A 23,708-nucleotide genomic window follows, 5' to 3' on the forward strand; every position below is an offset into this window, starting at 1 on the left:
TGGTCAGCCCTCCGGGCGGACTGGAGGCGCGGTGCGGGCCCGCACCGCGCCTCCAGTCCGTCTCAACCCGTGTTCTGCAGGCCGGCGGCGATCCCGTTGACGGTGAGGAGGAGGAGACGGTGGTCGCCGTCCTCCGGGTCGGTGCTGCCGGTGGAGCGGATCGCGCGCAGCGCGCGCAGCTGCAGGTGCGACAGGGCGTCGACGTACGGGCTGCGGAGGCGGACGGCGCGGGCGAGGACCGGGCGGTCCTCGAGCACGTCGCTGCCGCCGGAGACCCGGAGCACCCAGTCCCGGGTGCGCAGCATCTCGTCGAGGACCTTGGCGGCGAGGTCGTCGCGGTCGGCGAGCTCGAGGTAGCGACGGGCGATGTGCTCGTCGGTCTTCGCGAGCGACATCTCGACGTTCTTGATCATCGCGCCGAACAGCGGCCACTCGGCGTACGCGGTGCGGAGGAGTTCGACGTCCCCGACGGCCTCGAGCGCGGAGCCGAGACCGTACCACCCGGCGAGGTTGATGCGGGCCTGGGTCCACGAGAACACCCACGGGATCGCCCGGAGGTCCTCGAGGGACTCGACGCTCAGCCCGCGGCGGGCCGGGCGGGACCCGAGCGGCAGGAGACCGATCTCCTCCATCGGGGTCACGCGTGCGAACCAGGGTGCGAACCCGTCCGCCTTCACCAGGTCGTAGAAGGCCTGGCGCGACACGTCGTCGAGCTGCTGTGCGAGCTCGGCGAAGCGAGTGGCCGCGACGGCAGTGCGGTCCTCGTTCGACGGCGACGAGGCGAACAGGGTGGCCGAGGCCATCTGCTCGAGGTGCCGCGCGGCGATGTCCTTGTCGCCGTACTGGGCGAAGATGACCTCGCCCTGCTCGGTGAGCTTGAGCCGGCCGTCGATCGAGCCACGGGGCTGCGCGAGCACCGCTTCGTTCGCGGGTCCGCCGCCGCGGCCGAGCGAACCGCCCCGGCCGTGGAACAGCGTCAGCTCGACGTCGTTGGCCTTCGCCCAGTCGGCGATGCGGGCCTGGGCGTCGTAGAGCGCGAGGTTCGCCGACACCGGGCCGACGTCCTTCGACGAGTCCGAGTAGCCGAGCATGACCTCGAGCGTGCGGCCCGTGGCGGCGAGGCGGCGCTGGAACGCCTCGGTGCGCACGGCCTCGTCGAGGATGTCGACGCTCGCGTGCAGGTCGGCGAAGGTCTCGAACAGCGGGATGACGTCGAGGACCGGCGCTGCCTCGGGCGAACCGAGCGCCGCGACGGCGAGCTCGTGCACGTTCGCCAGGTCCGCTGCGGACTGGGTGAACGAGACGATGTACCGGCTGGCGGCGCGCACCCCGTAGCGGGACTGCAGCGACGCGATGGTGCGGAAGACCTCGAGGACCTCCTGCGTCATCTCGCTCAGCTCGCCGCCGGCACGGATCTCCGCGAGGGCGGTGCGGTGCACCTGCGAGTGCTGCCGGACCTCGAGCTCGGCGAGGTGGAACCCGAAGGTCTCGACCTGCCAGATCAGGTTCTGCAGCTCGCCGTTCGCGGGACGGGTCGCGCCGGCCGCGACGAGCGAGGCCTGGATCGTGCGGAGGTCCGCCAACAGGGCCTCGGGCCCGGGGTAGGCCAGGTCCGGCTGACCGGTCCGGGTGGCGTCGATCCGGGCGGCGACGAACAGCAGCGCGCGGCGGTGCGTCTCGTTCGGCGCACGGACGCCGATGCGCTCCGCGATGCCGGCGTCGAGGGACTCCTGCGCAGCCACGAGCGCCGTGAGCCCGGCGTCGGCAGGGGTCTCGCTGGCGTCGAGCGTCAGCGTGCTGCCGATGCGGGTCGCGGCGCGGGACAGTCCGAGCAGGATGTGCTCCGCCGCGATCTCGGCCGCCTGGCGGGTCACGTCGGCGGTCACGTGCGGGTTGCCGTCGCGGTCGCCGCCGATCCAGGTGCCGAAGCGCACGAAGGCCGGTGCGGTCACCGGGGCACGGCCGGCGTCGTCGCCGAGCAGCCGGTCGTCGAGCAGCCGGTACACCTGCGGCACGATCTCGAACAGCGTCTGGTCGAACACGCTCATCGCGGTGCGGACCTCGTCGAGCGGGGTCGGCCGGGTGGTGCGGAGCGGCGACGTGCGGAGGAGCGTCGTGATCTCCTCGAGCAGCCGGCGTTCGTTCTCGGCCAGCGCGGTGGCGTTCGTCGTCCGGTCGCGCTCGTCGATGAGGTCGGTGATCCGGCGCACCGCCGTGGTCACCGCGCGGCGGCGTGCCTCGGTCGGGTGCGCGGTCAGCACGGGGTGGAAGCGGAGGTCACGGAGACGTGCCGCGGCTTCGTCCGCACCGACCTGCTCCACGAGCGAGGCGTAGGTGGCGGGGAACGAGTCCCCCGCGAGCCCACCGTCGTCGCCGCGGTGCCGCAGCACGCGGACGCGGTGGTGCTCCTCCGCCAGGTTCGTCAGGTGGAAGTACGTCGTGAACGCCTGCGCGACGGCCTCGGCCCGCTCGGCCGACATGCCCGCGACGATCGCCTCGGCGCGTGCTGCGCCCTCGGCCTCGCCGCCCTCGAACGCGTCGATGACCGCGGCACGCAGGCTCTCGACGTCGTGCAGGAGGTCCTCACCGCCGGTCTCCCGCAGCACCCGTCCGAGCAGGTTGCCGAGGTACCGCACGTCCGAGCGCAGGTCGCTGTCGACCGCTCCGCTGACGTCGTCCCGAGCGCGCCCGTGGCGCGTCGATCCATCGATCGCCGTCATGTGGTCCTTTCCGGGTCTGCCGGGAACGCCCTCCCGGTATCCCAGCAGCGTATCGGCCAGTCGCGACGGCTGACGACAACCGTCCGGACGGACCGCGGCGCGTCCGCGGACCGGACCCGACCCGTTCTGCTCACGACGTGCCGTGGCGTCGCCACCTGCGGGCCTGGAGGCGCGTGGCGGCGCCGCCACGCGCCTCCAGTCGGTTCCCATCGCACCCGGACGGACCACGGCCAGCGTTCGTAGAATCCGGCCAGGGATGCTCCGCATCCGTGGGTGGAGGGACGCCATGGACGAGACGACCGAGCCGGCAGACCGAGAACCCGCCACCGGGCGGGAGCAGGACGACGTCGGGACGCGCCCCGTCCGGGTGCAGCCACCAGTGGAGCGCTGGGTGTTCTGGCCGGCGGCCGGGATCGTCCTGGCGTTCGTCGCCGTCGCGCTCATCGCACCACGCGCCACCGAGGACGCCTTCACCGCCGTGCAGGGCTGGATCGTGCGGGACTTCGGCTGGTACTACGTGATCGCGGCCGCGGCGTTCGTCGTCTTCGCGATCTGGATCGGCTTCAGCCGGTTCGGCGACATCGTGCTCGGGCAGGACGACGAGCAGCCCGAGTTCTCCACCCTGTCGTGGTTGTCGCTGCTCTTCGCCGCGGGCATGGGCATCGGGCTCGTGTTCTACGGCGTCGCCGAGCCGCTCAGCCACTTCGCCTCGCCGCGGCCCGGGGTCACCGGTGACGACGACGCCCTGGCGCAGCAGGCGCTCACGCAGACCTTCCTGCACTGGGGGCTGCACGCGTGGGCGATCTACGTCGTCGTCGGCCTGGCCCTGGCGTACGCGATCCACCGGCGGTCGCGCCCGGTGTCGATCCGCTGGGCACTCGAACCACTGCTCGGCAAGCGGGTCGTCGGCGGGTGGGGCAACCTCATCGACGTGCTCGCCCTGATCGGGACCCTGTTCGGCGTCGCGACGTCACTCGGCCTCGGCGTGCTCCAGATCGGGTCCGGTCTCGAGTACACCGGGATCGCGGAGAACACGCGCGGTCTGCAGATCGGGCTGATCGTCGTCGTCACGCTGATCGCCATCGGGTCGCTGCTCAGCGGTGTCGGCAAGGGCATGAAGATCCTCTCGAACATCAACCTCGGGCTCGCCGCCGTCCTGCTCGTCTTCGTCCTGTTCGTCGGGCCGACGCAGTTCCTGCTCGGCGAGTTCGTGCAGTCGATCGGGCAGTACGTGCAGGGGTTCGTCGGCCTGGCCTTCGACACCAGCGCCTTCGCGGGCAAGGCCGGGCAGGACTGGCAGGGCGCCTGGACCACGTTCTACTGGGGCTGGTGGATGTCGTGGGCGCCGTTCGTCGGCATCTTCATCGCGCGGATCTCCCGCGGCCGGACCGTTCGGCAGTTCGTCCTGGGCGTCCTGTTCGTCCCGACGCTCCTGACCTTCCTCTGGTTCGCGATCATGGGCGGCACGGCGCTCTACGGCCAGCTGCACGGCACCGGGGACCTCGTCGGCGCCGACGGCAGCGTGTCCGTCGAGCAGGTCCTGTTCCAGCTGCTCGGCGCGATGCCGGCGGGTTCGGTACTCGTCATCGGGGCGATCATCCTCATCGGGGTCTTCTTCGTCACCTCGGCCGACTCCGGCGCCCTCGTGATGGGCATGATCGCGACCGGCGGGCAGATCGAGCCGAAGAACTGGATCCGGGTGTTCTTCGCCGGGGTGACGGCCCTCGTCGCGGTGACGCTCCTGCTCGCCGGAGGGCTGAACGCCCTGAAGACCGCGGCCATCACGACGGCGCTCCCGTTCAGCATCGTGATGGTCCTGATGTGCTGGTCGACGGTGGTCGCGTTCACCCGCGAGCGTCGGGCGTACGCCCGTGCCGAGCGGCGGGCGCTCATGACGGACCTGGCGGAGTTCTACCAGCAGGAGGTCGTCGAGCCAGCGGAGCGCGCGCCGAAGACCGGCCCGATCCAGAAGCTGACGCGCCGCATGCGGCACTGAGCGCGGCGCGCGCGACGCGCGGTGGCGCGGGGCGGGGCGGGGCAGTGTGCGAGGTTCCGAGCCTGGTGCGAGGTTCCTGCCGTGTCACGGTGCGCGGGACCTCGCACACTGCGGGCCGCGCCGCGGCTCGTGGGGCGCGTGACGGCGCCGACCCGTGCCTCCAGTCAGGTGGTGCCGAGCGGGTGCCGCACCGTGCGAGGTGCCGCGCAACGTGCGAGGCGCCTGCGGTGCCACGGTGCGCGGGACCTCGCACCCTGCGAGGTGCCGCGCGTGGCGGCGGCGACGCACGCCTCCCGGCAGGTGGGGCCACGCGGGCGCTGCAGCGTGCGAGGTTCCGGGCGGTGTGCGAGGCGCGCGCGGTGTCACGATGCGCGGGACCTCGCACACTGCGAAGCGCCGCACCGCCGCACCGCGCCGCGCCGCGCCGCGGCACGCGGGAACGCCGGGATCGCGACGCGTGGCGGAAGCACCCCTGCTGTTGCGACGCGCTCCGCGATCCCGGCGTGTCTGGGGAGGTCAGCTCGGTTCGGTCAACCGGGCCTGGGCAGCGGCGTGCACCTCGACGATCTGCACGCGGGCCGAGCGCCGATCGGTGAGCGGGGTGCTCCACGGGACGATGACCTGCTCCTCGGCACCGTCGTCGAGCTGCGCGATCCACACACCGGCGATCGCGTCGATCTCGGTCATGGTCGCCGCGACCGCCGTGGCCGCGCCGTTCGCCCGCACGATGACGAGGTTGTCCGTCCCGTGGTCACCGTTCATGTGCCGCAGGATCGCGCGGCGGGCGTCGTCGTCGAGGGGGTCGGTCACGCGATCACCGTCACGTTCCCCGTGTCGGTGCCGCCCGGGCTCCGGGTCGCGTCGAGCCCCTCGAGCAGGCCGTTGTTGAGCGAGTACGCGAGTTCGACCTCGGCGAGGACTCGCTCCTGCTCGTCGGGCGACCACGGCGCGGCGTCGAGCTGCGCACGGTAGGTGTCCTCGAAGGCACTCGGGTCGGCGACCTGGTCGAAGATGTAGAACAGGATGCCGTTCGTCTCGAAGCCGAACTGCTCCGAGAGCACGCGGCCGATCATCTGCCCACCGGACAGGTCGCCGAGGTACCGCGTGTAGTGGTGCGCGACGAACCCGCCGGGCCACTCGGCCGCGACCTCGTTCAGGCGTCGGACGTACGCCGTCGTCGCCGGCAGCGGGCACACGAGCTCGGACCAGTCCGGTCCGACGAGGTACTCGAGGTCGGCGCGGATCGCCGGCATCCGGGTGAGCTGCGAGGTCACGAACGGAGCGGCGACGGGGTGGTCGGCCATCCGGTCGGCGGCGCGTTCCAGGGCGTCGTAGACGAACGAGTACTGTCCGAGCAGCGCGGCGTAGTCGGCGACGTCGCACCCACCGCCGAGCAGGTCGTGCATGAAGCCGTTCCCGGCCGAGGATCCGTGCGCGCGACGCGTGCGCTTGCGCAGCAGCTCGGAGAACGGGATGACGGTCGTGGTCATGAGGTAAGGCTAACCTCAGTTCGGACAACGTCAAGGACCCGAGAGGAAGCTCGCACCGATGAGCTCGAAACCCAAGCGCCCCCAGCACGTCTTCGTCGTCGACCGGACCGAGCGGCTCTCACCGCACATGGTCCGGGTGCACCTCGGCGGCCCGGCCTTCGACGACTTCGTCGCCGCCGCCGACCCGGACCGCCTCGACGCCACGGACAAGTACGTGAAGCTCCTGCTCGCCAAGCCGTCGCTCGGTCTGACGCCGCCGTACGACCTCGAGGAACTCCGCGAGACCCTGCCGAAGCAGGACCGTCCCGCCCGCCGGACGTACACGGTCCGCGCCGTCGACCACGCCGCCAAGACGATCGCCGTCGACTTCGTGGTGCACGGCGACGACGGACTCGCCGGTCCCTGGGCAGCCGCAGCGCAGCCCGGTGACCTGCTCGCCCTCTCCGGTCCCGGTGGCGGGTACGCACCGTCCACCGACCCGGCGGTCACCCACGTCCTGCTCGGCGACGACAGCGCGCTGCCCGCGATCTCCGCCGCCCTGGAGTCCATGCCCGAGTCCGCCGCGGGCGTCGCCCTGGTCGAGGTGGCCGGTCCCGCCGACGAGCAGACCATCGCGCACCCGACCGGTGTCGACGTGCGGTGGCTGCACCGCGACGCCACCGGCGCCGAGCCGGGCACGCTCCTGCTGGACGCGGCCCGCTCGCTGGAGCGTGCCTCCCGGCCGGTGCAGGTCTTCGCGCACGGCGAGCGGACCGCCATGAAGGCGATCCGTCGGCTGCTGCAGGACGACTGGGGGCTGGAGAAGTCCGAGATGTCGCTGTCCGCCTACTGGGCGCTCGGCCGCGCCGAGGACCGGTTCCAGGAGGAGAAGCGGGAACCGATCGGGGTCATCTTCACCGAGTAGGCGGGTGTCCGTCCGTTCGGCCTGGAGGCGCGGTGCGCGTCGGTGGGTCGGGCTAGCGTTCCCGGCATGGTCGCCCTCTCGTGCTGTGCGCCCGGTTGCGACGCCGGTGCGGTCCCCGGGTCCGCGGTGCCCGCGGTGCCGCTGTGCGCTGGGCACGTCGCGCTCGTCGTCGATGCCGCCGCCGAGCACGTCGGCGTCGAGGACGCGCTGCCCGGCCCGTGCCCGGTGTGCGGCTCGCGGCTGGGCGTGCGCTTCCCGTCCGGCGCCGTGTGCGCGACGTGCGAGTGGCGCTGGGGCGACGTGCCCGACGGCGACCTCGCTCCCCCGCGGGTCGACGTCGTCTACTACCTCCGGATGCGCGACGACTTCGGCGACCGGATCAAGATCGGGACGACGACGAACCCGCGGCAGCGGCTCGCGGCGATCCCGCACCAGGACCTCCTCGGGTTCGAGCGAGGCGATCGGACCCTCGAGCGTCGACGGCACGCGCAGTTCGCTGCGACGCGGTACCCGGGGACGGAGTGGTTCCGGGTGACGCCGGAGCTGCTCGAGCACGTCGCCACCGTGGCCGCGGGGGTCAGCGACCCGTGGGAGTTGCACGCCCGGTGGACGAGCGAGGCGCTCGCGCTGCGCGGCTGACGGGCGGGGCGGCGCTCGCCCGTCGCGCACAACCAAAGTCAGCGCGAACCGCGGCGATCCACGGTGCCGGCGCACTTTGGTTGTGCGCGGCCGCCCGGCACCGGTCAGCGGCCGTACGCATCGACGAACAGCGCGCCCCGGATCTCCCGCAGCGTGTCCGCCAGCCGGGCGACGGTGCGGCCGGAGATGCCCGAGACCTCGAGGTCGTACGGGCCGAGCGCCTGCAGCCGACCCGTCCGGATGCGGACGACCTCCCACCCGACGCCACGCACCGCACGGTCCTTGCGGCGATCGGTCTCCTGCCGGGGTCCGACGTGCTCGAGCCCGTGCCGCCCGGTCGAGTCGTACTCGATCGCCACGCGGAGCTCCGGCAGGATGATGTCCGGCCAGACCTCGACGTGGTCGAAGAACGGCCGGTCGAGCCGGATCGCCGAGTGGTCGTACGTGAAGGCGAAGCGTTCGGCGAGGGCGGCACGGAGCTCCGCCTCGACCGCGGAGGCCGTCGCCGGGGCGCACACGCTCGTGAATGACTCCCCCGATGGGAGCTGCGGGGTCTTCGGGCAGATCGACCGCGGGGCCGTCGCGGGTCGGGGCCGACGGGGCGCACCGGGCTCCGGACGCCGCGCACGGGACCGCGTCGAGGCGACCGCGCCGGCCGGTGTCCCCCGCGCCGGTGCAGCGGGCAGGGTCTGCCGACCGGTCACCCGCACGACCCGCTGCGGCACGGGCACCGCGGTCGGCCAGTCCGACGGCAGGACGGGCCACCGCTGGGGTTGCGCCTGGACCGCGCACTCGGGGCACCAGACGGACCGCCGCCGTTCACGACCAGGGCGGGAGCGCTGCTCGGCCGGGGTCGCGACGAACACGTGCCCGACGTCGCACTCCCACGTCAGCAGGACCTCGGCCGCCGGTGGTACCTGGCTCAGGACGAGACCGTGGTTCCAGTCCGGGTGGTACTGCCGGACGAGCACCGGGTACGAGGCCCACTCGGCGCGGAACTCCCCCACGGCGTACGGCACCGGGACGCCGCGCGACCACTGTCGGCGGCGCCACCACGCGTCGACGGGTTCGGCCACGCCGTCACGCTAGGCACGACCACCGACAAGCGCGTCAGGGCCCGGGCGGCTCGGCGAACGTGAACCGCTCGGGACCGGCGTCCGAGCCGTCGTCGAGCACCCTGATGCCCGATTCGCGGCAGGCGGTCACACCGTCGCGGTGCACACGCTCCGGGCGTGGTCGCTTCGGGATGCCGGCCGCGCCGAACACCGCCCACGCGTTCGCCGGGGCCGCGCTGGTGAACCGGGTGCTGTACCGGACCCCGGCGAACCCGGCCGCGTCGAACGCCCGCGCCCAGGCCTGTGGCACGCGGTAGTCGCCCATGGTCTGCAGCTCGGCCCCCACGCCGAACCGGACGGCACCGGGGTGCGTGACGTCGGCGAAGGCGCGGCCGCGCGAGGCTCGGGCCGCCACCACGACCATCTCCCGCGCCCGGGGTGCGAAGACGGTGTTCGTGTGCAGGACGTGGTGCGCCAGGCGTTCCCGCACGGCGACCTCGACGGAGTCCGCCCAGTAGCAGGTCCCCCGTGGCACGGCGAGGTCGAACCGGCCGCCGTCGACCCCGTCGGCGTCGGGCTCGGTGCTCGCGAACCACCAGGCGCCGCGGTCGTGCCGCTTCGCCCGGTAGAACGTCGTGCCCCGCGACTCCTCGGTCGGGAACGCGGTGAGGTCGAGGTCGTCGCGCGGCGGGCGCTGGGCGACCTCGTTCCGGCTCGGCGTCACGCGTCCGCTGCCCAGGCGTGCGCCGCCCGACGCGCCGCCGCGAGGACCTGCTCGTCACGGCCGTCGCGGAGCGCCTCGGCAGCGGTGGTGCCGCCGAACGCGTCCGACGGGGTGTTCAGCCAGAGCGCGCTGCCCCACGGGTCGATCCGGTCCGGGTCGATGAGTGCGAGCACCTGCCGCAGGTTCGGCAGGGGCGTCCCGGTCACGCCGAACTGGAACGAGGGGAACACCAGGCTGCCGTCGCCGATCTTCAGGCCGATTAGGTCGCGCTTCGCCGTCGCCTTGCTGAGCGCCTGCCGTGTCACCCCGCGCCAGGCCGCGAGGGTCGGGGTGTCGTAGAACGGCCCGAGGAGCGCGTCGGCCTCGTGCTTGCCCGACGGGAGCGCCGCCACCATCCGGTCGGCGAGCACCTCGATGTCGGCACCGGAGTCGAGCGCCCCGTCGACCCGGTCGAGTGCGAGTCGGCTGCGGAGTGCCGTCAAGAGCGCTTCGACGCGGTCGGTCGGTCGCCCGGGACCAGCGTGTGCTCGTGCCGTCGTCGCCATCCTGGGCCTCCTGCTGATCGGGTGCACGGCGTCAACCGTGTCAACCAATTGTGCCGGACGCACGACAACCACGTCAACCACTCCCGTCGCCTTGACCGGCGATCAGCCCGCGAGCGCGTTCCGCGCGTACGCGACCAGCGCGTTCGCATGCCCGTGGCCCAGACCGTGCTCGTCCTTGAGCCAGGCGACGACCTCCATGTGCGCGTGGTCGTCCAGGCGGTCCGCGACCAGGTCGAGCCACTCCTGGACCGGGCGGCCGTACGTCTTCTCGATGCTCGGGAAGTACGACGCCGGCCCCTTGGGCTTGCTGCCGTCGGCCGGGGGCTCCGGTGCGGTCACTCGATGTGCGGTCATGCCGGTCACGATAGCCGCCGCACCGCGTCACAGAGCGTCATCCACACCCGGTGTGTGACGCCGCGTTCCGTCCCGTGCCGATGTGTTGCACCCCGCGTTGTCGCATCCCCACGCACCTCCTACGGTCGCGACATGACCCAGACCACCGACACGGAGCGAGACGCCGTTCCCCGCCCCGACGGCGCGAGGAGCGTGACGGACGCGCACCGCGCCTCAAGTCCGAACGGAAGTCCGGCCGACGCGACCATCGACGCCGCCGGACGCGCCGCGCTCGACCGGCCCGTCGTCCCGCTGCGCCACCCGCTGCGCTGGATCGCCGCCGCCGTCGTCCTCGTCGTGCTCCTGAACTTCGTCGAGACGCTCTTCACGAACGAGCAGTGGGGCTGGCCGGCGGTCGGCAAGTGGCTGTTCAGCCCGGCGATCCTGACCGGCCTGCAGCTCACCCTCGTCGCGACGGCGCTGAGCGCCGTGATCAGCTTCGCCGGCGGCATCGTCGTGGCGATCGCCCGGCTGTCGCGCAACCCGGTGCTGTCCGGCCTCGCCTGGGGCTACGTGTGGCTGTTCCGGTCGGTGCCGCTCATCCTGGTGCTCGTCTTCCTGTACAACCTCGGGTCGCTGTACCCGACCATCGGCATCGGCGTCCCGTTCGGACCCCAGCTCGAGGTCCCGACGGCGAACGTCCTGGGCGACCTGGCGATCGGCGTCATCGGACTGAGCCTCAGCGAGATTGCCTACGCCTCCGAGATCGTCCGCGCCGGCGTGCTCGCCGTCGACCACGGGCAGCACGAGGCCGCGCAGGCCCTGGGGCTCCCCCGTCGCCGCCAGTTCGTGCGGGTCATCCTGCCGCAGGCGCTCCGCTCGATCGTCCCGGCGTTCGTGAACCAGATCGTCGGCCTGCTCAAGGCGTCGTCGCTGCTGTTCTACGTGTCGCTGCTCGACCTGTTCGGGGTGGTGCAGAACCTGTCGAGCACGTACCCGACGGACATCATCCCGCTGCTCGTCGTCGCCACGCTCTGGTACCTGGCGCTCACGAGCGCGGTGTCGGTCGTGCAGTACTACGTCGAGCGCTGGACGGCCCGCGGCTCGGTCCGCGCGCTGCCGCCGACGCCGTTCCAGCGACTGCGGGCCGCGGTCCGGCACGGCACGGGTCGCCGACCTGGAGGCACGGATCACCGTGCCGAGGCCGCCGCCGCCGAGCGGGCGGTCGCCGCCGGCACCTCCACCACGAACGACAGGGCCGTCTGATGAGCGCGACCATCGGCATCCACGGCGCCGTGAAGGCCTTCGGCGAGAACGTCGTGATCGACGGCGTCGACCTGTCGCTGCCGTCCGGGAGCGTCACCGTCGTCCTCGGCCCGTCCGGGTCCGGCAAGTCCACGCTGCTGCGGGCCATCAACCACCTCGAACCCCTCGACCGCGGTGTCGTGACCGTCGGGGGCGAGACCATCGGCGTCCGGGTGCGGACCGGCCGCGACGGCGTCCCCCGCTACAAGGAGCTGCCCGAGCGGCTGATCCTGCGGCAGCGCTCCCGGATCGGGTTCGTGTTCCAGCACTTCAACCTGTTCCCGCACCTCACCGCGCTCGAGAACGTGGCCGAGGGACCGATCGCCTCCGGTGTCCCCGCGGCCACCGCGAAGGCCCGGGCGCAGACGCTGCTCGAACGCGTCGGCCTCGGCGACCGCGGAGCCACGCGGCCGCGCCAGCTCTCCGGCGGGCAGCAGCAGCGCGTGGCGATCGCCCGCGCGCTGGCGCTCGAGCCCTCGGTGGTCCTGCTGGACGAACCGACGTCGGCGCTCGACCCCGAGCTGGTCGGTGAGGTGCTCAGCGTGATCACGGACCTCGCCGAGTCCGGCACGACGCTCGTCATCGTCACGCACGAGGTCGCCTTCGCCCGCGAGGTCGCCGACCACGTCGTGTTCCTCGACCACGGCCGCGTCGTCGAGCAGGGGCCGCCCGCCCAGCTCATCGACGACCCGCAGCACCCCCGCACGCGCGACTTCCTGTCCCGCGTCCGCTGACTCCCCCGCACGACCCTCACCCGACCCTCGCCCCCACAGGAGAACCATGTCCACCATCACCCCGTCCCGCTGGCGGAACCGCGCCGGCGTCCTCGTCCTCGCAGCCGGTGTCGTCGTCGCCCTCGCCGGGTGCTCCGCCAACGCGTCCGCCGACTCGTCCGGCGGGTCCGCAGACGGCACGGTCACGATCGGCGCCCACTCGAACGGCGCCGCGACCGAGACGAAGGTCACGGTCACGGAGGACTCGAAGCTCCACGACGCGCTGCCCGCCGCCGTCAAGGACTCGGGCAAGCTGACCATCGGCGTCGGTGCCCTGCCGTCGGGCTTCCCGCCGCTCGCCTTCACCGGCGACGACCAGAAGACCCTGACGGGCTCGGAGCCCGACCTGGGCCGCCTCGTCGCCGCGAAGCTCGGACTCGAGCCGGACGTCCAGAACGCCACGTGGGACAACCTCTTCGTCGGCATCGACAGCGGCAAGTACGACGCCGGCTTCTCGAACATCACCGTCACCGAGCAGCGCAAGGAGAAGTACGACTTCGCCTCGTACCGGCAGGACAACCTGGCCTTCCAGGTGCTGGCGGACGCGTCGTGGACCTTCGACGGCGACCCCGCCGTCCTCGCCGGCAAGACCCTCTCGGTGAGTTCCGGCACCAACCAGGAGAAGATCCTGCTCGAGTGGCAGAAGGAGCTGCAGGCGAAGGGGAAGGACTTCGCGATCAAGTACTACCCCGACGGCAACGCCATCAAGCTCGCGCTCGACTCCGGCAAGATCGACGGCTACTTCGGTCCGAACCCGACGATCGCCTACCAGAACGCGCAGAGCAAGGGCACCGCGAAGGAGACGACGACCGCGGGCACCTACTCCGGCGCCGGCTCGTCGCTGCAGGGGCTGATCGCGGCGACGACCAAGAAGGGCAGCGGGATCGCGAAGCCCGTCGCGGCGGCGATCAACGAGCTCGTGGAGGACGGCACGTACGCGAAGTGGCTGCAGGCGTACAACCTGTCGAACGAGGCGGTGCAGACGTCCGAGGTGAACCCCGAGGGTCTGCCGCTCGACGCCAGCTGACGCTGCACGCGCATCCGACACCCCCGTGGCCGTCCTGGCCGCGGGGGTGTCGTTCGTCGAGCCGCCCCGTCGGATGCGCGGGCATGGTGCGACACCGCACGCGTCGATCGACTCGCGTGGTGTCGGAGGCGGCCAGCTCGCCGGACGCTGGCCCCCGTGCGACAACACCGACGTCGCACGACAGCGGATTCGTCGCACCGAGTCGGCAGCCCGGCAGGCACGCGTCGGACGCACGCACGCGACGGACGGGAGGCGCGGTGCCAGCTGGCACCGCGCCTCCCGTCCGTCGGCCGGCCGCGTCTCAGACCGCGGCCGGCACCGCCTGCTCGGCACGCCGCGCCCACTCGGCCGCGAGCAGCTCGTAAGAGCGCACCCGCGCATCGTGGTCGTGCGTGATCGTGGTGACGAGGAGCTCGTCCGCCCCGGTCGCGCGACGCAGCGTCTCGAGCTGGTCGGCGACCGTGCCGGCGTCGCCGACGAACCGCGTGGCGATCCGGTCCGCGACCGATGCCGCCGCGGCGTCGTCCAACGGGTGCTCCCGCGCCCAGTCTGGTGTCGGGTACTCGATCGCGCCGACACCGGAGCGGATCGAGTGCACCCACTGGCCGTAGCCGAGGGCGAGTTCGGAGGCCTCGGCGGTGTCCCGGCCGACGACGACGTCCGCCGACACGATGACGTGCGGAGCGTCGAGCACGCCGGGGCGGAACGCGTCCCGGTAGGCCTGCACCGACGCCAGGACCGTGCCCGGCGACGTGTGGTAGTTCGCACCGTAGGGCAGGCCGAGCGCGCCGGCGGCCCGGGCGCTCGCACCCCCGGTGGAGCCGTGGATCCAGAGTTCGACCGGGGTGCCGGCGGCGGGCGGCGCCTCGACGACCGCGCCGTCGTGGGACCACGTGCCTGCGAACAGCGCCCGGATCAGGTCGAGTTCGCCCTCGAACCGGTCGACGTCGCCCGGCACCCGGCCGAGCAGCTCGCCCTGCAGCGCGAACCGGCTGCGCGGGGCGATCCGGAAGTCGAACGGTGCCGGGATGAGCAGCCCGTCGACCACCTCGTCCTCGCGCGGCGCGAGCGACGGCGGCTTCGGGGCACCGGGCGCGGGGGCACCGGACCGGCCGAGACCGAGGTCGATCCGCGGCCCGTACAGCGCGGCGAGCGTGCCGAAGGTCTCGGCGATCTGCAGCCCGCGGACGTTGCCGACCAGGGTCGCCGCGCTGCCGACCCGGATCGTCGAGGTCGCGGCGGCCACGGCGCCGATCACGATGTTCGGCGCGCTGCCCGCGACGCCGGGGTTGAGGTGGTGCTCGGCGAGCCAGTACCGGGCGTACCCGGCGCGCTCCGCGTGCTGCGCGAGGTCGATCGTGCGGTGCAGCGCCTGCGCCGCGGTGGACCCGGCGCTGACCGGCACGAGGTCGAGGATCGACAGGGGGACGGCGGTCATGCTGCGTCCTTCCAGGCGCCGGTGAGCTGGTCGAGGCGGGTGTCCGCACCGAACGCGATGCCGTGCACGTCCTTCGCGGTGGCGATGATGCTGGTCAGCTCGTGCACGGGCACGAAGTCCACCTGCGCGGCGATGCGTTCCTGGATCGAGGCGAACGTGGCCGTGCGCTCGGTGGCGGAGGACTGCGAGAGCTCCTTCGTGAACAGGGCGTCGAGCGTGCCGTCGCCGGCGCCGATCGACTGTGCGCCGTCGCTCGAGAACTTCGACCGGAGGACGTCACCGTCGGCCCGGGAGTTGTTGTCCCACGCGAGGTCCCAGTCCCCGCTCGTCGTGTTGGCGAGGTACTGCGGGACGGTGCCGCTCTCGAGGGTCAGGCCGACGCCGACCCTCTTCAGCTCCTGCTGGATGAGTTCGAGCGAGGTCTGGTTCGGCCCGAAGTTCGTGATCCAGATGAGCTTGAGCTGCAGCTTCTCGCCGTCCTTCGACCGGATGCCGTCCGAGCCCTTCTTCCACCCGGCGGCGTCCAGGGCGGACGCAGCAGCGGCAGGGTCGTACGAGATCGCCGACGAGGTGTCGGTGTACCCGGGGGTGGTCGAGCCGAGCACCGAGGTCGCGACCTTGAACAGGTCGTTCAGGGACGTGTCCCTGACGGTCTTCGGGTCGACGGCCTGCGCGATCGCCTTGCGGACGACGAGGTCGGACACGAGCGGGCGCTTCTGGTTGAACGTGAGACCGAACACCTGCCCGGGGTTCGCGCGGGTGACGAGCTCGTACTGCGACTTCAGCGTGTCGACGTCGCTCGGCTGCACGCTGCTGATGGCGTCGAGCTGACCGGACTGCAGGCTGCCGGTGCGGACGCTGGCTTCGGGGACGACCTGGAACGTCACCTTGGACAGGTGCGCCGCCCCGGGGTTCGACCGCGCGGCGGGGCCCCAGTCGTAGTCCTTGCGCTTCGTGAGGACGGTGGAGGTGTTCTTCGTGTAGGACGACAGCGTGAACGGCCCGGTCCCGATGACGGCCGTGCCGTCGGCCCGGTCGTCGAACGGCGTCTCGGTGGTCTTCGGCGCGACGATGCCGAGCGCGACCGACGCGGTGGCGTTCGGGAAGGCGGCGTTCGGCGTCGTGAAGTCGACTTCGACGGTGTCGTCGTCGATGACCTTCGTCTCCTTGTACCCGGAGAAGTACGCCGCTGCGGTGCTGGACGCCCCGGCCTTCGCGATGTCGTCGAAGGTGTCCTTCACGGCGGTGGCGTCGAACGTCGACCCGTCGGAGAACGTCACACCGGAACGCAGGTCGAACGTGAACGCGGTCGCGTCGCTGTTCGCCGAGTACTTCGTCGCCAGCCAGGGCTTGAGCGAGCCGTCCGACGGGTCCTGCCAGAGCAGCGAGTCGACGAGCTGCCGGGTGATGGCGAGCGTGTCGTTGCCGGCGCCGGTGCCCGTCGGGTTCAGCGTGATCGGGTCATTGGCGATCGCGTAGGTCAGCGAACCGCCGTCGACGGGCTTCGACGACGAGGACGACGACGCGGTGCTGCCCGACGAGCAGCCGGCCATCACCAGGGCCGCCGCGGTGCCGGCCGCGATCGCGGCCACCAGACGGATCGGGGTGCGGTGGATGGTCATGAGGCTCCTTCGGAGGGGGTGAGGGGTGCGACGCGCCGGGATCGTCCGGGGATCGCGTCGAGCAGGGCACGGGTGTACTCGTGCTGCGGGTGGTGGAGGACGTCGGCGACACCGCCGTGCTCGACCACGCGCCCGCCCCGGAGGACGGAGACCTCGTGGGCGATGCGGCGGACGACGGCGAGGTCGTGCGAGATGAACAGGTACGAGACGCCGAGCGTCTCCTGCAGCGACGCGAGCAGGTCGAGGATCTGCGCCTGGACGGACACGTCGAGCGCCGACACCGGTTCGTCGAGGACGACGAACGACGGGTCGAGCGCGAGGGCCCTGGCGATGGCGACGCGCTGCCGTTGGCCGCCGGACAGTTCCGACGGTCGCCGACCGGCCGCCGAGGCTGGCAGGGCCACGAGGTCGAGCAGCTCCGCCGCACGGGCCGCACGCGACCGCCGGGTGCCGATCCCGAACGCCGCGAGCGGGTCGGCGATGACCGCCCCGACCGACAGCCGCGGGTGCAGGGCCGCGTACGGGTTCTGCTGCACGATCTGCGCCCGGCGCCGGTACGCCCGGAGTGCCGCACCGCGGGCGGCGGTCACGTCGTCGCCGTCGAACCGGACGGTGCCAGCGTCGGCGCGCTCGAGACCGAGCACGAGGCGTGCCGTGGTCGACTTCCCGGACCCGGACTCCCCCACCAGCGCGAGGGTGCGGCCGCGCGGGACGGTCACGTCGACGCCGTCGACGGCGGCGACGCGGGCGAAGGACTTCAGCAGGCCCGTCGCGACGACGAGCGGGTCGTCCGCACCGGCCTGGAGGCGCGGGGCGGCTCCCACGGACACGGTCACGTCGTCGAGACTGGGCGCCGCTGCGATGAGCGCGCGGGTGTAGGCCTCGCGGGGTGCGCCGAGCACCTCGGCGGGGGTGCCCTGCTCGACGATCCGCCCCTCGGACATCACGACGATCCGGTCGGCCCGGTCCGCGGCGACCCCGAGGTCGTGCGTGATGAAGAGGACGCTCGTCCCCCGCTCGGCGACGAGCCGGTCGAGGTGGTCGAGGATCGTCCGCTGCACGGTGACGTCGAGGGCGCTCGTGGGCTCGTCGGCGACGAGGAGCTCCGGGTCGCCGATCAGCGCGATGGCGATGAGCACGCGCTGCCGCATGCCGCCGGACAGCTCGTGCGGGTACTGCTTCGCGCGGAGTTCCGGGCGGTCGATCCCGGCCCGTCGGAGCTCCTCCACGGCGCGGTCGTGCGCGTCAGCCCCCGTCGCGATGCCGTGGATCTCGAGCACCTCGGCGACCTGCCGGCCGATCCGCGTGACGGGGTTGAGGGAGACGGTGGGGTCCTGCGGGACGAAGCCGATCCGGACGCCGCGGACACGACGCACCTCGGCGTCGGAGGCGGTGACCAGGTCGAGGTCCGCGGAACCGGCGGCGGTCCCGGAGAGCCGCACCGTGCCTCCCGTCAGAGCGGCCGCTGCGGGCAGGAGCCGGAGGACCGCGTGCGCCGTCGTCGACTTGCCGGAACCGGACTCGCCGACGATCGCGACGCGTTCGCCGCGACCGACGTCGAGGGAGACGCCGTGCAGTGCGGTGCGCGCGTGCCGGCCGCGGCCGTACGCGACCGTGAGGTCACGGATGCTGAGGAGGCTCATCGGACGGCCCGCCGTTCGGTGTCGAGGGCCCGGGCGACGCGGTTGCCGGCGAGCACCGTGACCGCGATGACGAGACCGGGGATGGTCGTCAGCCACCACGAGGTGGCGATGAAGTCGCGGCCGGTCGAGACGAGCGAGCCCCACTCCGGTGCCGGCGGCTGGGCGCCGTAACCGAGGAAGCTCAGGCTGGAGACGGCGAGGATCGCGGTGCCGAACTCGAGCGCGGCGAGGACGAGCACCGGGCCGGCCGCGTTCGGCAGCACGTGCACGAGCAGCACCCGCCACCAGCGGTTCCCGTTCGCGGTGGCCGCCTCGACGTACGGGGCGGTGCGGACCCGGACGACCTCGGAGCGCATGATCCGGGCGATGGTGGCGATGCTCGCGACGCCGACCGCCACCGCGACGTTCACGGTGCCGAAGCCCAGGACGGTGACGATCGTCAACGACAGCAGCAGGCTCGGGATGGCGAGCAGGACGTCCGCCACGCGCATGAGCACCGTGTCGACTACCCCGCCGACGAACCCGGCGAGGAGCCCGATCACCGAGCCGCCGACGAGCCCGATGAGGATCGCGAGGATCGCCGCCTGCAGGGTGAGCGCGGTGCCGTGCACGACTCGGGCGTACAGGTCGCGACCGAGCTGGTCGGTGCCGAACCAGTGCGCGGCGTCCGGCGCGGTGAGCTTCACGGCCGGTTCCGCGGCGAGCGGGTCGTGGTGGGTCAGGGCGCCGGGGAGCAGCGCGGCGAGGACGACGAGCGCGAGCCAGAGGACCGCGACGGTGAGCGTCGGCCGGGCGACGAGGCCCCGGAGTGCGGTCGCGCCGCCGGGGACACGGTCGGTGACGAGCGACGCGGGACGGCCGATCGCGAGCTGCGTGGTCTCGGTCATGCGGTGGCTCCCTGGGGTACGGTCGGGGCGGCGGGCGCGGTCGAGCCGGTGGCCGGGCCGCCCGGTGTCGCTCCGTCCTGCTCGCGCAGCTTCCGGCGGCTCCCCGCCAGGACGACCCGCGGGTCGAGGAGCGGGTACACGAGGTCGACGACGAGGTTCGCGACGACGAAGATCGCCGCGGCGACGAGCACGATGCCCTGGACGACGGGGATGTCCTGCCCCTGCACCGCGGTCGCGGTGACACGGCCGAGGCCCGGGCGGGAGAACACCGTCTCGGTGATGACGGTGCCGGAGAACAACTGTCCGACGATGAGGCCGGTCACGGTGAGGGCCGGCAGTGCGGCGTTCTGCAGCGCGTGCCGGAGCTGCACCCGCCACCGTCCGGCGCCCTTGGCGTACGCGGTGTCGACGTACGGCTCACGGAGCGTCGCGACCAGGGACTTCGAGAGCAGCTGGGCGATCGTCGCACCGGTCGGCAGCGCCAGGGTGATCGCCGGCAGGACGACCGACGACGGCCCCTCACCGCCGAACGCGGGGAAGACGTGCAGGCCGAACGAGAACCACTGCACGAGCAGCAGGGCGAACCAGAAGCCGGGGACGGCGACCCCGACCGGAGGGAGCTGGAGGAGGAACTGCCCGAGGGCACGGTTCCGGCTCCACGTCGCGACGACCGCGAGTCCGCCGCCGAACACGATCGCGAGCAGCAGGCCCACGACGGCGATCTGCGCGGTCGGCCCGACGGCCTCGCCGATGACCTCGGTGACGGGTCGGCCGACGCCGATCGAACGGCCGAGGTCGCCGGTCAGGAGGGAGCCGAGGTGCTGGAGGTACTGCACGAGCACTGGCTGGTCGAGGCCGTACTGGTGGCGGAGCGCGTCGAGCTGCGCCTGCGTCACGTCGGTGGCGTCCGGACCGAGCATGATCCGAGCGGGGTCGCTCGGCAGGACGTACAGGACGAAGAACGAGATCGTCCACGCCGCCCAGAGCACGAGCACGGCCTGCCCGATGCGGGAGAGCACGTACCGGGTCACGCCGCGACCACCGCCGGCTGCCACCCGAGCTCCGGCGCGACCCTCGCCACGACGTCGGCGACGATCTGCTCGTACTCGTCGCCGGCGAACTCGTAGGGCAGCTCGATGCGGAACTCGTCGACCTCGGCGAAGGTGGCGTCCTCGACGAGCTGCTCCACGATCTGCTCGGCGGGACCGACGAGGTCCGCCGAGAACAGGGTGCGCCGGGGGCCCTGCGGTGCGGTCTGCCGTTCGAGGCGCGACTCGTACCAGACCCGGTAGCGCTCGCGCGAGACCCGGTCGGCCGAGTCCGTCGGGACGACGCAGCGGCCCCAGGCCACGCGGGGTGCGCGGCCCGACGGCAGCGCGGCGCGGTACGCGGCGAGCTGGTTCCGCTGGGCGGTGCCGTAGTCGTCGGTGCCCTCGCCCGAGGTGAGGTTGCCGATGAGCAGGTTGAGCCCGGCGCTGCCCGCGAAGGCGGCCGACCGGAGCGATCCCCCGCCGTACCAGACCCGGTCGACGAGCCCCGGGGCGTACGGCTGCAACCGTGGACGCTGGACGTTCCCCGGGCTCTGGATGACGGTGTCCTCGTCACCGAGGAAGTCCCCGCGCAGGTTGTCGACGAACCGCGTGACCCGCCCGTAGCCGCGGTCGAAGGAGCGCCAGTCGCCGTCGAACACCAGGTCGCCGAGGATGTCCTCGTGCGGGGCACTGGTCGACAGCCCGACCTGGACCCGCCCGTGCGACAGGACGTCGGCGAGCGAGAAGTCCTCGGCGAGGCGGAACGGGCTCTCCCAGCCGATCGGCACGACGGCGACCCCGAGTTCGATCGTGCTCGTGCGCTGCGAGGCCGCGGCGAGGAACACCGCCGCCGACCCGATGCCGTGCTCGAGGTGACGGTGTCGGACCCAGGCGCCGTCGACGCCGAGCCGCTCCGCCGTGGCGAACAGGTCGAGCGTCGACTCGAGGCCCTCGACGGGTGCGTCGTCCTCGAAGTTCCCCGGCACGAGGATCGACAGGCTGCGCACGGTCATGCCGACACTGCCTGGCGCTGGGTGATGGTCCCCGGCAGGCCGAGCGTCTCGCGGAGGGTCGCACCCTCGTCGTACGAGTCCCGGTACACCCCGCGCTCCTGCAGCAGCGGGACGACCGTGTCGACGAACTCGTCGAGGCCGTACGGGTTGGTGTGCGGGACGACGACGAACCCGTCGGTGGCACGCTCCTGCACGTACCGGTCGATCTCGGCGGCGATGTGCTCGGGCGTGCCGACGAACCCGCCGCGCGTCGACACCTGGATGACGAGGTCGCGGATGGACAGGTGCTCGGCCTCGGCCAGGTCGCGCCAGGACTGCACGAGCGCCGGCACGTCACGGGTGTGCCGCGCACGACCGCGGGTGATCGCCGCGCCCTCGTAGTCCGGATCGACCTCGGGCAGCGGGCCGTCGACGTCGTACGAGGACAGGTCGCGGTTCCAGACCTGCTCGAGGAACGCGATCGCGGTCGCCGGGCTGACCTGGGCACGGCGGATCGCGCGGGACCGCTCCTCGGCGTCGGCCGGGGTGTCCCCGATCGTGAAGGTCGCGCCGGGCAGGATGTGCAGCTCGTCCTTCGATCGACCGACCCGCTCGAGGCGCTCGGTGATGTCCCGGTAGTACGTCTGCGCGTCCTCGAACTCGGTGTGCAGCGAGAAGATCACCTCGGCGTGCCGGGCGGCGAGGTCGCGTCCCTCGTCGGAGTCGCCGGCCTGCACGACCACGGGGTGGCCCTGCGGGCTGCGCGGCACCGGGAACGTCCCGGTGACGTCGAACTGCGGGCCGTGGTGGTCGACGTCGCGGATCCGGGAGCGGTCCGCGAAGACGTCGGACGCCACGACGGCGTCGGACTCCCACGAGTCCCAGAGCTCGCGGGACAGCTCGATGAACTCCGCGGCCCGCGTGTACCGGTCGGCGTGGTCGAGGAACCCGCCACGACGGAAGTTCGCGCCGTGGAACGCGTCCGAGCTGGTCACGACGTTCCACCCGGCACGTCCGTCGGTGAGGTGGTCGAGCGTCGCCAGCTGCTTCGCGAGCTCGAGCGGCTCGTTGAACGTGGTCTGCAGGGTGCCGACGAGCCCGATGTGGTCGGTGACCCCGGCGAGGGCGGCGAGGATCGCGAGCGTGTTCGGGCGCCCGACGACATCGAGGTCGTGGATGCGGCCCTTCTGCTCGCGCAGCCGCAGGCCCTCGGCGAGGAACAGGTAGTCGAAGAACCCGCGCTCGGCGTTCCGGGCGAAGTGCTCGAACGACGAGAACGCGATCTGGCTCTCGGCCCGGTCGTCGCTCCAGATCGTGGTGTTGTTGACGCCGGGGAAGTGGGCGGCGAGGTGGACCTGACGCTTGGCGCTCATGCTGAGACCTCCACGGGGGCGGGACCGGAGACGGACGCGTACCGGCTGACCGCCGGGGCGATGCCGAGCCGCGTGCGCAGGTCGGCGGTGGGACGCGAGGCCACGTCGGCGCGGAGGCCGGCCGTGACGAGTGCGGGGACGAGCTGCCGCGCGATCGCGGTGCTGTCCACGGGGATGCGGAGGGGCCGGAGGCGGACGCCGGCGAAGCCGAGGCCTCGGAGGTCGCCGATCAGCGAGACGAGCTCCGGGACGGTGGTCGCGAGGACGGACGTGTCGGAGACGTCCGCGTACGGCGTGCCGGCGGCCTCGTCGAGCGCGGCGAGCTCGTCGGCCGCGGCAGCGGGTGACGACCCGATGAGCACCGCGAGGTCGGCGAGGACAGGGCGACGGACGTCCGAGCCGGCCGCCTGCTCGAGGGCACGGATCTCGGTCAACAGGTCCCGCGCCTCCCGTCCGTCGAAGCCGGGCGTGACCAGCACGACGTCGGCGGTGTCGACGGCGAACTCGGCGGCGTCCGACCGGTGCGCCAGCGAGAAGACCGGCGGACGCCCCTGCGGCGACCGCGGCACGATCGACGCGCCGTGTACCGAGACGTGCTCGCCGACGAACTCGGCGTTGTGGATCCGGTCCCGGTCGATGAAGCGGCCGGTCGTGACGTCGCGGATGATCGCGTCGTCGTCCCAGCTGTCCCAGAGCCGGGAGACGACCTCGGCGACTTCGCGCGCCTCCGCGAAGAGGGTCGACACGTCATCGCCGCCGGCGCGGCGGCCGAAGAGCGCGGCCTCGCGGCTCGTCGGGCTCACCTGGATCCGCCAGCCGGCCCGGCCGAGCGAGACGTGGTCGAGGGTCTGGAGGCCCGTGGCGACGTGGAACGGTTCGGTGTGCGTCACCGAGACGGTCGGCACCAGACCGATCGCGCGGGTCGCGGGGGCGACCGCGTTGGCGACGAGGAGGGCGTCGAGGCGGCCGACCACGGTGGTCGTGTCGAGGTCGCCAGCCGCGTCGACCGGACCGGCGGTGAAGGAGTCCTCGATCGTGACGGCGTCGACGCCGAGGCGGTCCTGCTCCACGACGACGTCGCGCCAGTACCGGAGGCTGGTGAGGCGCTGCGCCGCGGGTCCGGCGGTGCGCCAGGCGGCGGGGTGCCAGCCGGCGCCCTGCAGGGCGGAGACGAGGGTGGTGCGGTCGGGCATGGGGTGCGCTTCCGTCGG

21 protein-coding genes are annotated in these 23,708 nt (G+C 72.7%); 6 read left to right on the forward strand and 15 right to left on the reverse strand.

Annotated elements, in window-relative coordinates:
* Positions 1-62 precede the first annotated feature (62 nt).
* The gene (locus CRP27_RS03440) at positions 63-2,720 is read right to left on the reverse strand and encodes a phosphoenolpyruvate carboxylase (RefSeq protein WP_097179320.1); all 2,658 of its coding nucleotides are present in this window, start codon (positions 2,718-2,720) and stop codon (positions 63-65) included.
* 286 nt (positions 2,721-3,006) lie between these two features.
* Between CRP27_RS03440 and CRP27_RS03445 the strand changes: the two genes are divergently transcribed.
* Positions 3,007-4,716 carry a BCCT family transporter gene (locus tag CRP27_RS03445; protein WP_097179629.1) on the forward strand — a complete coding sequence of 570 codons (1,710 nt, stop codon included), beginning with the start codon at positions 3,007-3,009 and terminating at the stop codon, positions 4,714-4,716.
* A gap of 516 nt (positions 4,717-5,232) precedes the next feature.
* On the opposite strand, the gene CRP27_RS03450 is transcribed toward CRP27_RS03445, so the two are convergent.
* A complete protein-coding gene (locus tag CRP27_RS03450; RefSeq protein WP_255257412.1) occupies positions 5,233-5,526 on the reverse strand; it encodes a DUF2470 domain-containing protein in 294 nt (97 codons plus the stop codon).
* Entirely contained in the window at positions 5,523-6,206 is a 684-nt protein-coding gene (locus CRP27_RS03455) for a heme oxygenase (biliverdin-producing) (protein WP_097179321.1), read from the reverse strand. Before CRP27_RS03455 ends, CRP27_RS03450 begins: the two co-directional genes overlap by 4 nt.
* A gap of 58 nt (positions 6,207-6,264) precedes the next feature.
* On the opposite strand from CRP27_RS03455, the gene CRP27_RS03460 reads away from it, so the two are divergent.
* Together CRP27_RS03460 and CRP27_RS03465 are read left to right on the forward strand one after the other, a co-directional pair.
* Positions 6,265-7,110, forward strand: coding sequence for a siderophore-interacting protein (locus CRP27_RS03460; protein WP_097179322.1), 846 nt, complete (start codon positions 6,265-6,267; stop codon positions 7,108-7,110).
* Positions 7,111-7,176: 66 nt separating this feature from the next.
* A complete protein-coding gene (locus tag CRP27_RS03465) occupies positions 7,177-7,749 on the forward strand; it encodes a GIY-YIG nuclease family protein (protein WP_097179323.1) in 573 nt (190 codons plus the stop codon).
* A gap of 104 nt (positions 7,750-7,853) precedes the next feature.
* Here the strand turns inward: CRP27_RS03465 and CRP27_RS03470 are convergent, their stop codons facing one another.
* The 4 genes from CRP27_RS03470 to CRP27_RS03485 form a co-directional block, all read right to left on the reverse strand.
* The gene (locus CRP27_RS03470; protein WP_097179324.1) at positions 7,854-8,825 is read right to left on the reverse strand and encodes a hypothetical protein; all 972 of its coding nucleotides are present in this window, start codon (positions 8,823-8,825) and stop codon (positions 7,854-7,856) included.
* A gap of 34 nt (positions 8,826-8,859) precedes the next feature.
* Entirely contained in the window at positions 8,860-9,528 is a 669-nt protein-coding gene (locus tag CRP27_RS03475) for an RES family NAD+ phosphorylase (protein ID WP_097179325.1), read from the reverse strand.
* Positions 9,525-10,073, reverse strand: a complete 549-nt coding sequence (locus CRP27_RS03480; protein ID WP_097179326.1) for a hypothetical protein — start codon at positions 10,071-10,073, stop codon at positions 9,525-9,527. Before CRP27_RS03480 ends, CRP27_RS03475 begins: the two co-directional genes overlap by 4 nt.
* A 102-nt stretch (positions 10,074-10,175) precedes the next feature.
* The gene (locus tag CRP27_RS03485; protein WP_097179327.1) at positions 10,176-10,427 is read right to left on the reverse strand and encodes a DUF4287 domain-containing protein; all 252 of its coding nucleotides are present in this window, start codon (positions 10,425-10,427) and stop codon (positions 10,176-10,178) included.
* 132 nt (positions 10,428-10,559) lie between these two features.
* On the opposite strand from CRP27_RS03485, the gene CRP27_RS03490 reads away from it, so the two are divergent.
* From CRP27_RS03490 to CRP27_RS03500, 3 genes are read left to right on the forward strand one after another with little or no spacing between them, the layout of a single operon-like run.
* Positions 10,560-11,672: an amino acid ABC transporter permease gene (locus CRP27_RS03490; protein ID WP_255257413.1), complete on the forward strand. Its 1,113-nt coding sequence runs from the start codon at positions 10,560-10,562 to the stop codon at positions 11,670-11,672.
* Positions 11,672-12,445: an amino acid ABC transporter ATP-binding protein gene (locus CRP27_RS03495; protein ID WP_097179328.1), complete on the forward strand. Its 774-nt coding sequence runs from the start codon at positions 11,672-11,674 to the stop codon at positions 12,443-12,445. The genes CRP27_RS03490 and CRP27_RS03495 overlap by 1 nt, the downstream gene beginning before the upstream one ends.
* A gap of 46 nt (positions 12,446-12,491) precedes the next feature.
* On the forward strand, positions 12,492-13,511 hold the full coding sequence (locus CRP27_RS03500; RefSeq protein ID WP_097179329.1) for a transporter substrate-binding domain-containing protein: 1,020 nt from the start codon (positions 12,492-12,494) through the stop codon (positions 13,509-13,511).
* Positions 13,512-13,812: 301 nt separating this feature from the next.
* Here CRP27_RS03500 and CRP27_RS03505 read toward each other — a convergent pair whose 3' ends face one another.
* Genes CRP27_RS03505 through CRP27_RS03540 form a run of 8 tightly spaced genes read right to left on the reverse strand, consistent with a single transcriptional unit; the run spans position 13,813 to position 23,690 of the window.
* The gene (locus CRP27_RS03505; RefSeq protein ID WP_097179330.1) at positions 13,813-14,949 is read right to left on the reverse strand and encodes an LLM class flavin-dependent oxidoreductase; all 1,137 of its coding nucleotides are present in this window, start codon (positions 14,947-14,949) and stop codon (positions 13,813-13,815) included.
* Positions 14,946-16,571 (reverse strand): ABC transporter substrate-binding protein, encoded by a 1,626-nt coding sequence (locus CRP27_RS03510; RefSeq protein ID WP_097179331.1) that lies wholly within the window; start codon positions 16,569-16,571, stop codon positions 14,946-14,948. Before CRP27_RS03510 ends, CRP27_RS03505 begins: the two co-directional genes overlap by 4 nt.
* Positions 16,568-18,214, reverse strand: coding sequence for an ABC transporter ATP-binding protein (locus CRP27_RS03515; RefSeq protein WP_097179332.1), 1,647 nt, complete (start codon positions 18,212-18,214; stop codon positions 16,568-16,570). The genes CRP27_RS03510 and CRP27_RS03515 overlap by 4 nt, the downstream gene beginning before the upstream one ends.
* On the reverse strand, positions 18,211-19,101 hold the full coding sequence (locus tag CRP27_RS03520) for an ABC transporter permease (protein ID WP_097179333.1): 891 nt from the start codon (positions 19,099-19,101) through the stop codon (positions 18,211-18,213). The genes CRP27_RS03515 and CRP27_RS03520 overlap by 4 nt, the downstream gene beginning before the upstream one ends.
* Positions 19,098-20,132 (reverse strand): ABC transporter permease, encoded by a 1,035-nt coding sequence (locus CRP27_RS03525; RefSeq protein ID WP_097179631.1) that lies wholly within the window; start codon positions 20,130-20,132, stop codon positions 19,098-19,100. The genes CRP27_RS03520 and CRP27_RS03525 overlap by 4 nt, the downstream gene beginning before the upstream one ends.
* A complete protein-coding gene (locus CRP27_RS03530; protein ID WP_097179334.1) occupies positions 20,129-21,145 on the reverse strand; it encodes an LLM class flavin-dependent oxidoreductase in 1,017 nt (338 codons plus the stop codon). Before CRP27_RS03530 ends, CRP27_RS03525 begins: the two co-directional genes overlap by 4 nt.
* On the reverse strand, positions 21,142-22,497 hold the full coding sequence (locus tag CRP27_RS03535; RefSeq protein WP_097179335.1) for an NtaA/DmoA family FMN-dependent monooxygenase: 1,356 nt from the start codon (positions 22,495-22,497) through the stop codon (positions 21,142-21,144). The genes CRP27_RS03530 and CRP27_RS03535 overlap by 4 nt, the downstream gene beginning before the upstream one ends.
* Complete coding sequence (locus CRP27_RS03540; protein WP_097179336.1) at positions 22,494-23,690, reverse strand: LLM class flavin-dependent oxidoreductase; 1,197 nt, start codon at positions 23,688-23,690, stop codon at positions 22,494-22,496. The genes CRP27_RS03535 and CRP27_RS03540 overlap by 4 nt, the downstream gene beginning before the upstream one ends.
* Between the last annotated feature and the right edge of the window lie 18 nt (positions 23,691-23,708).

The sequence above is a fragment of the Curtobacterium sp. 314Chir4.1 genome, assembly GCF_900215175.1.
Lineage (GTDB): Bacteria > Actinomycetota > Actinomycetes > Actinomycetales > Microbacteriaceae > Curtobacterium > Curtobacterium pusillum_A.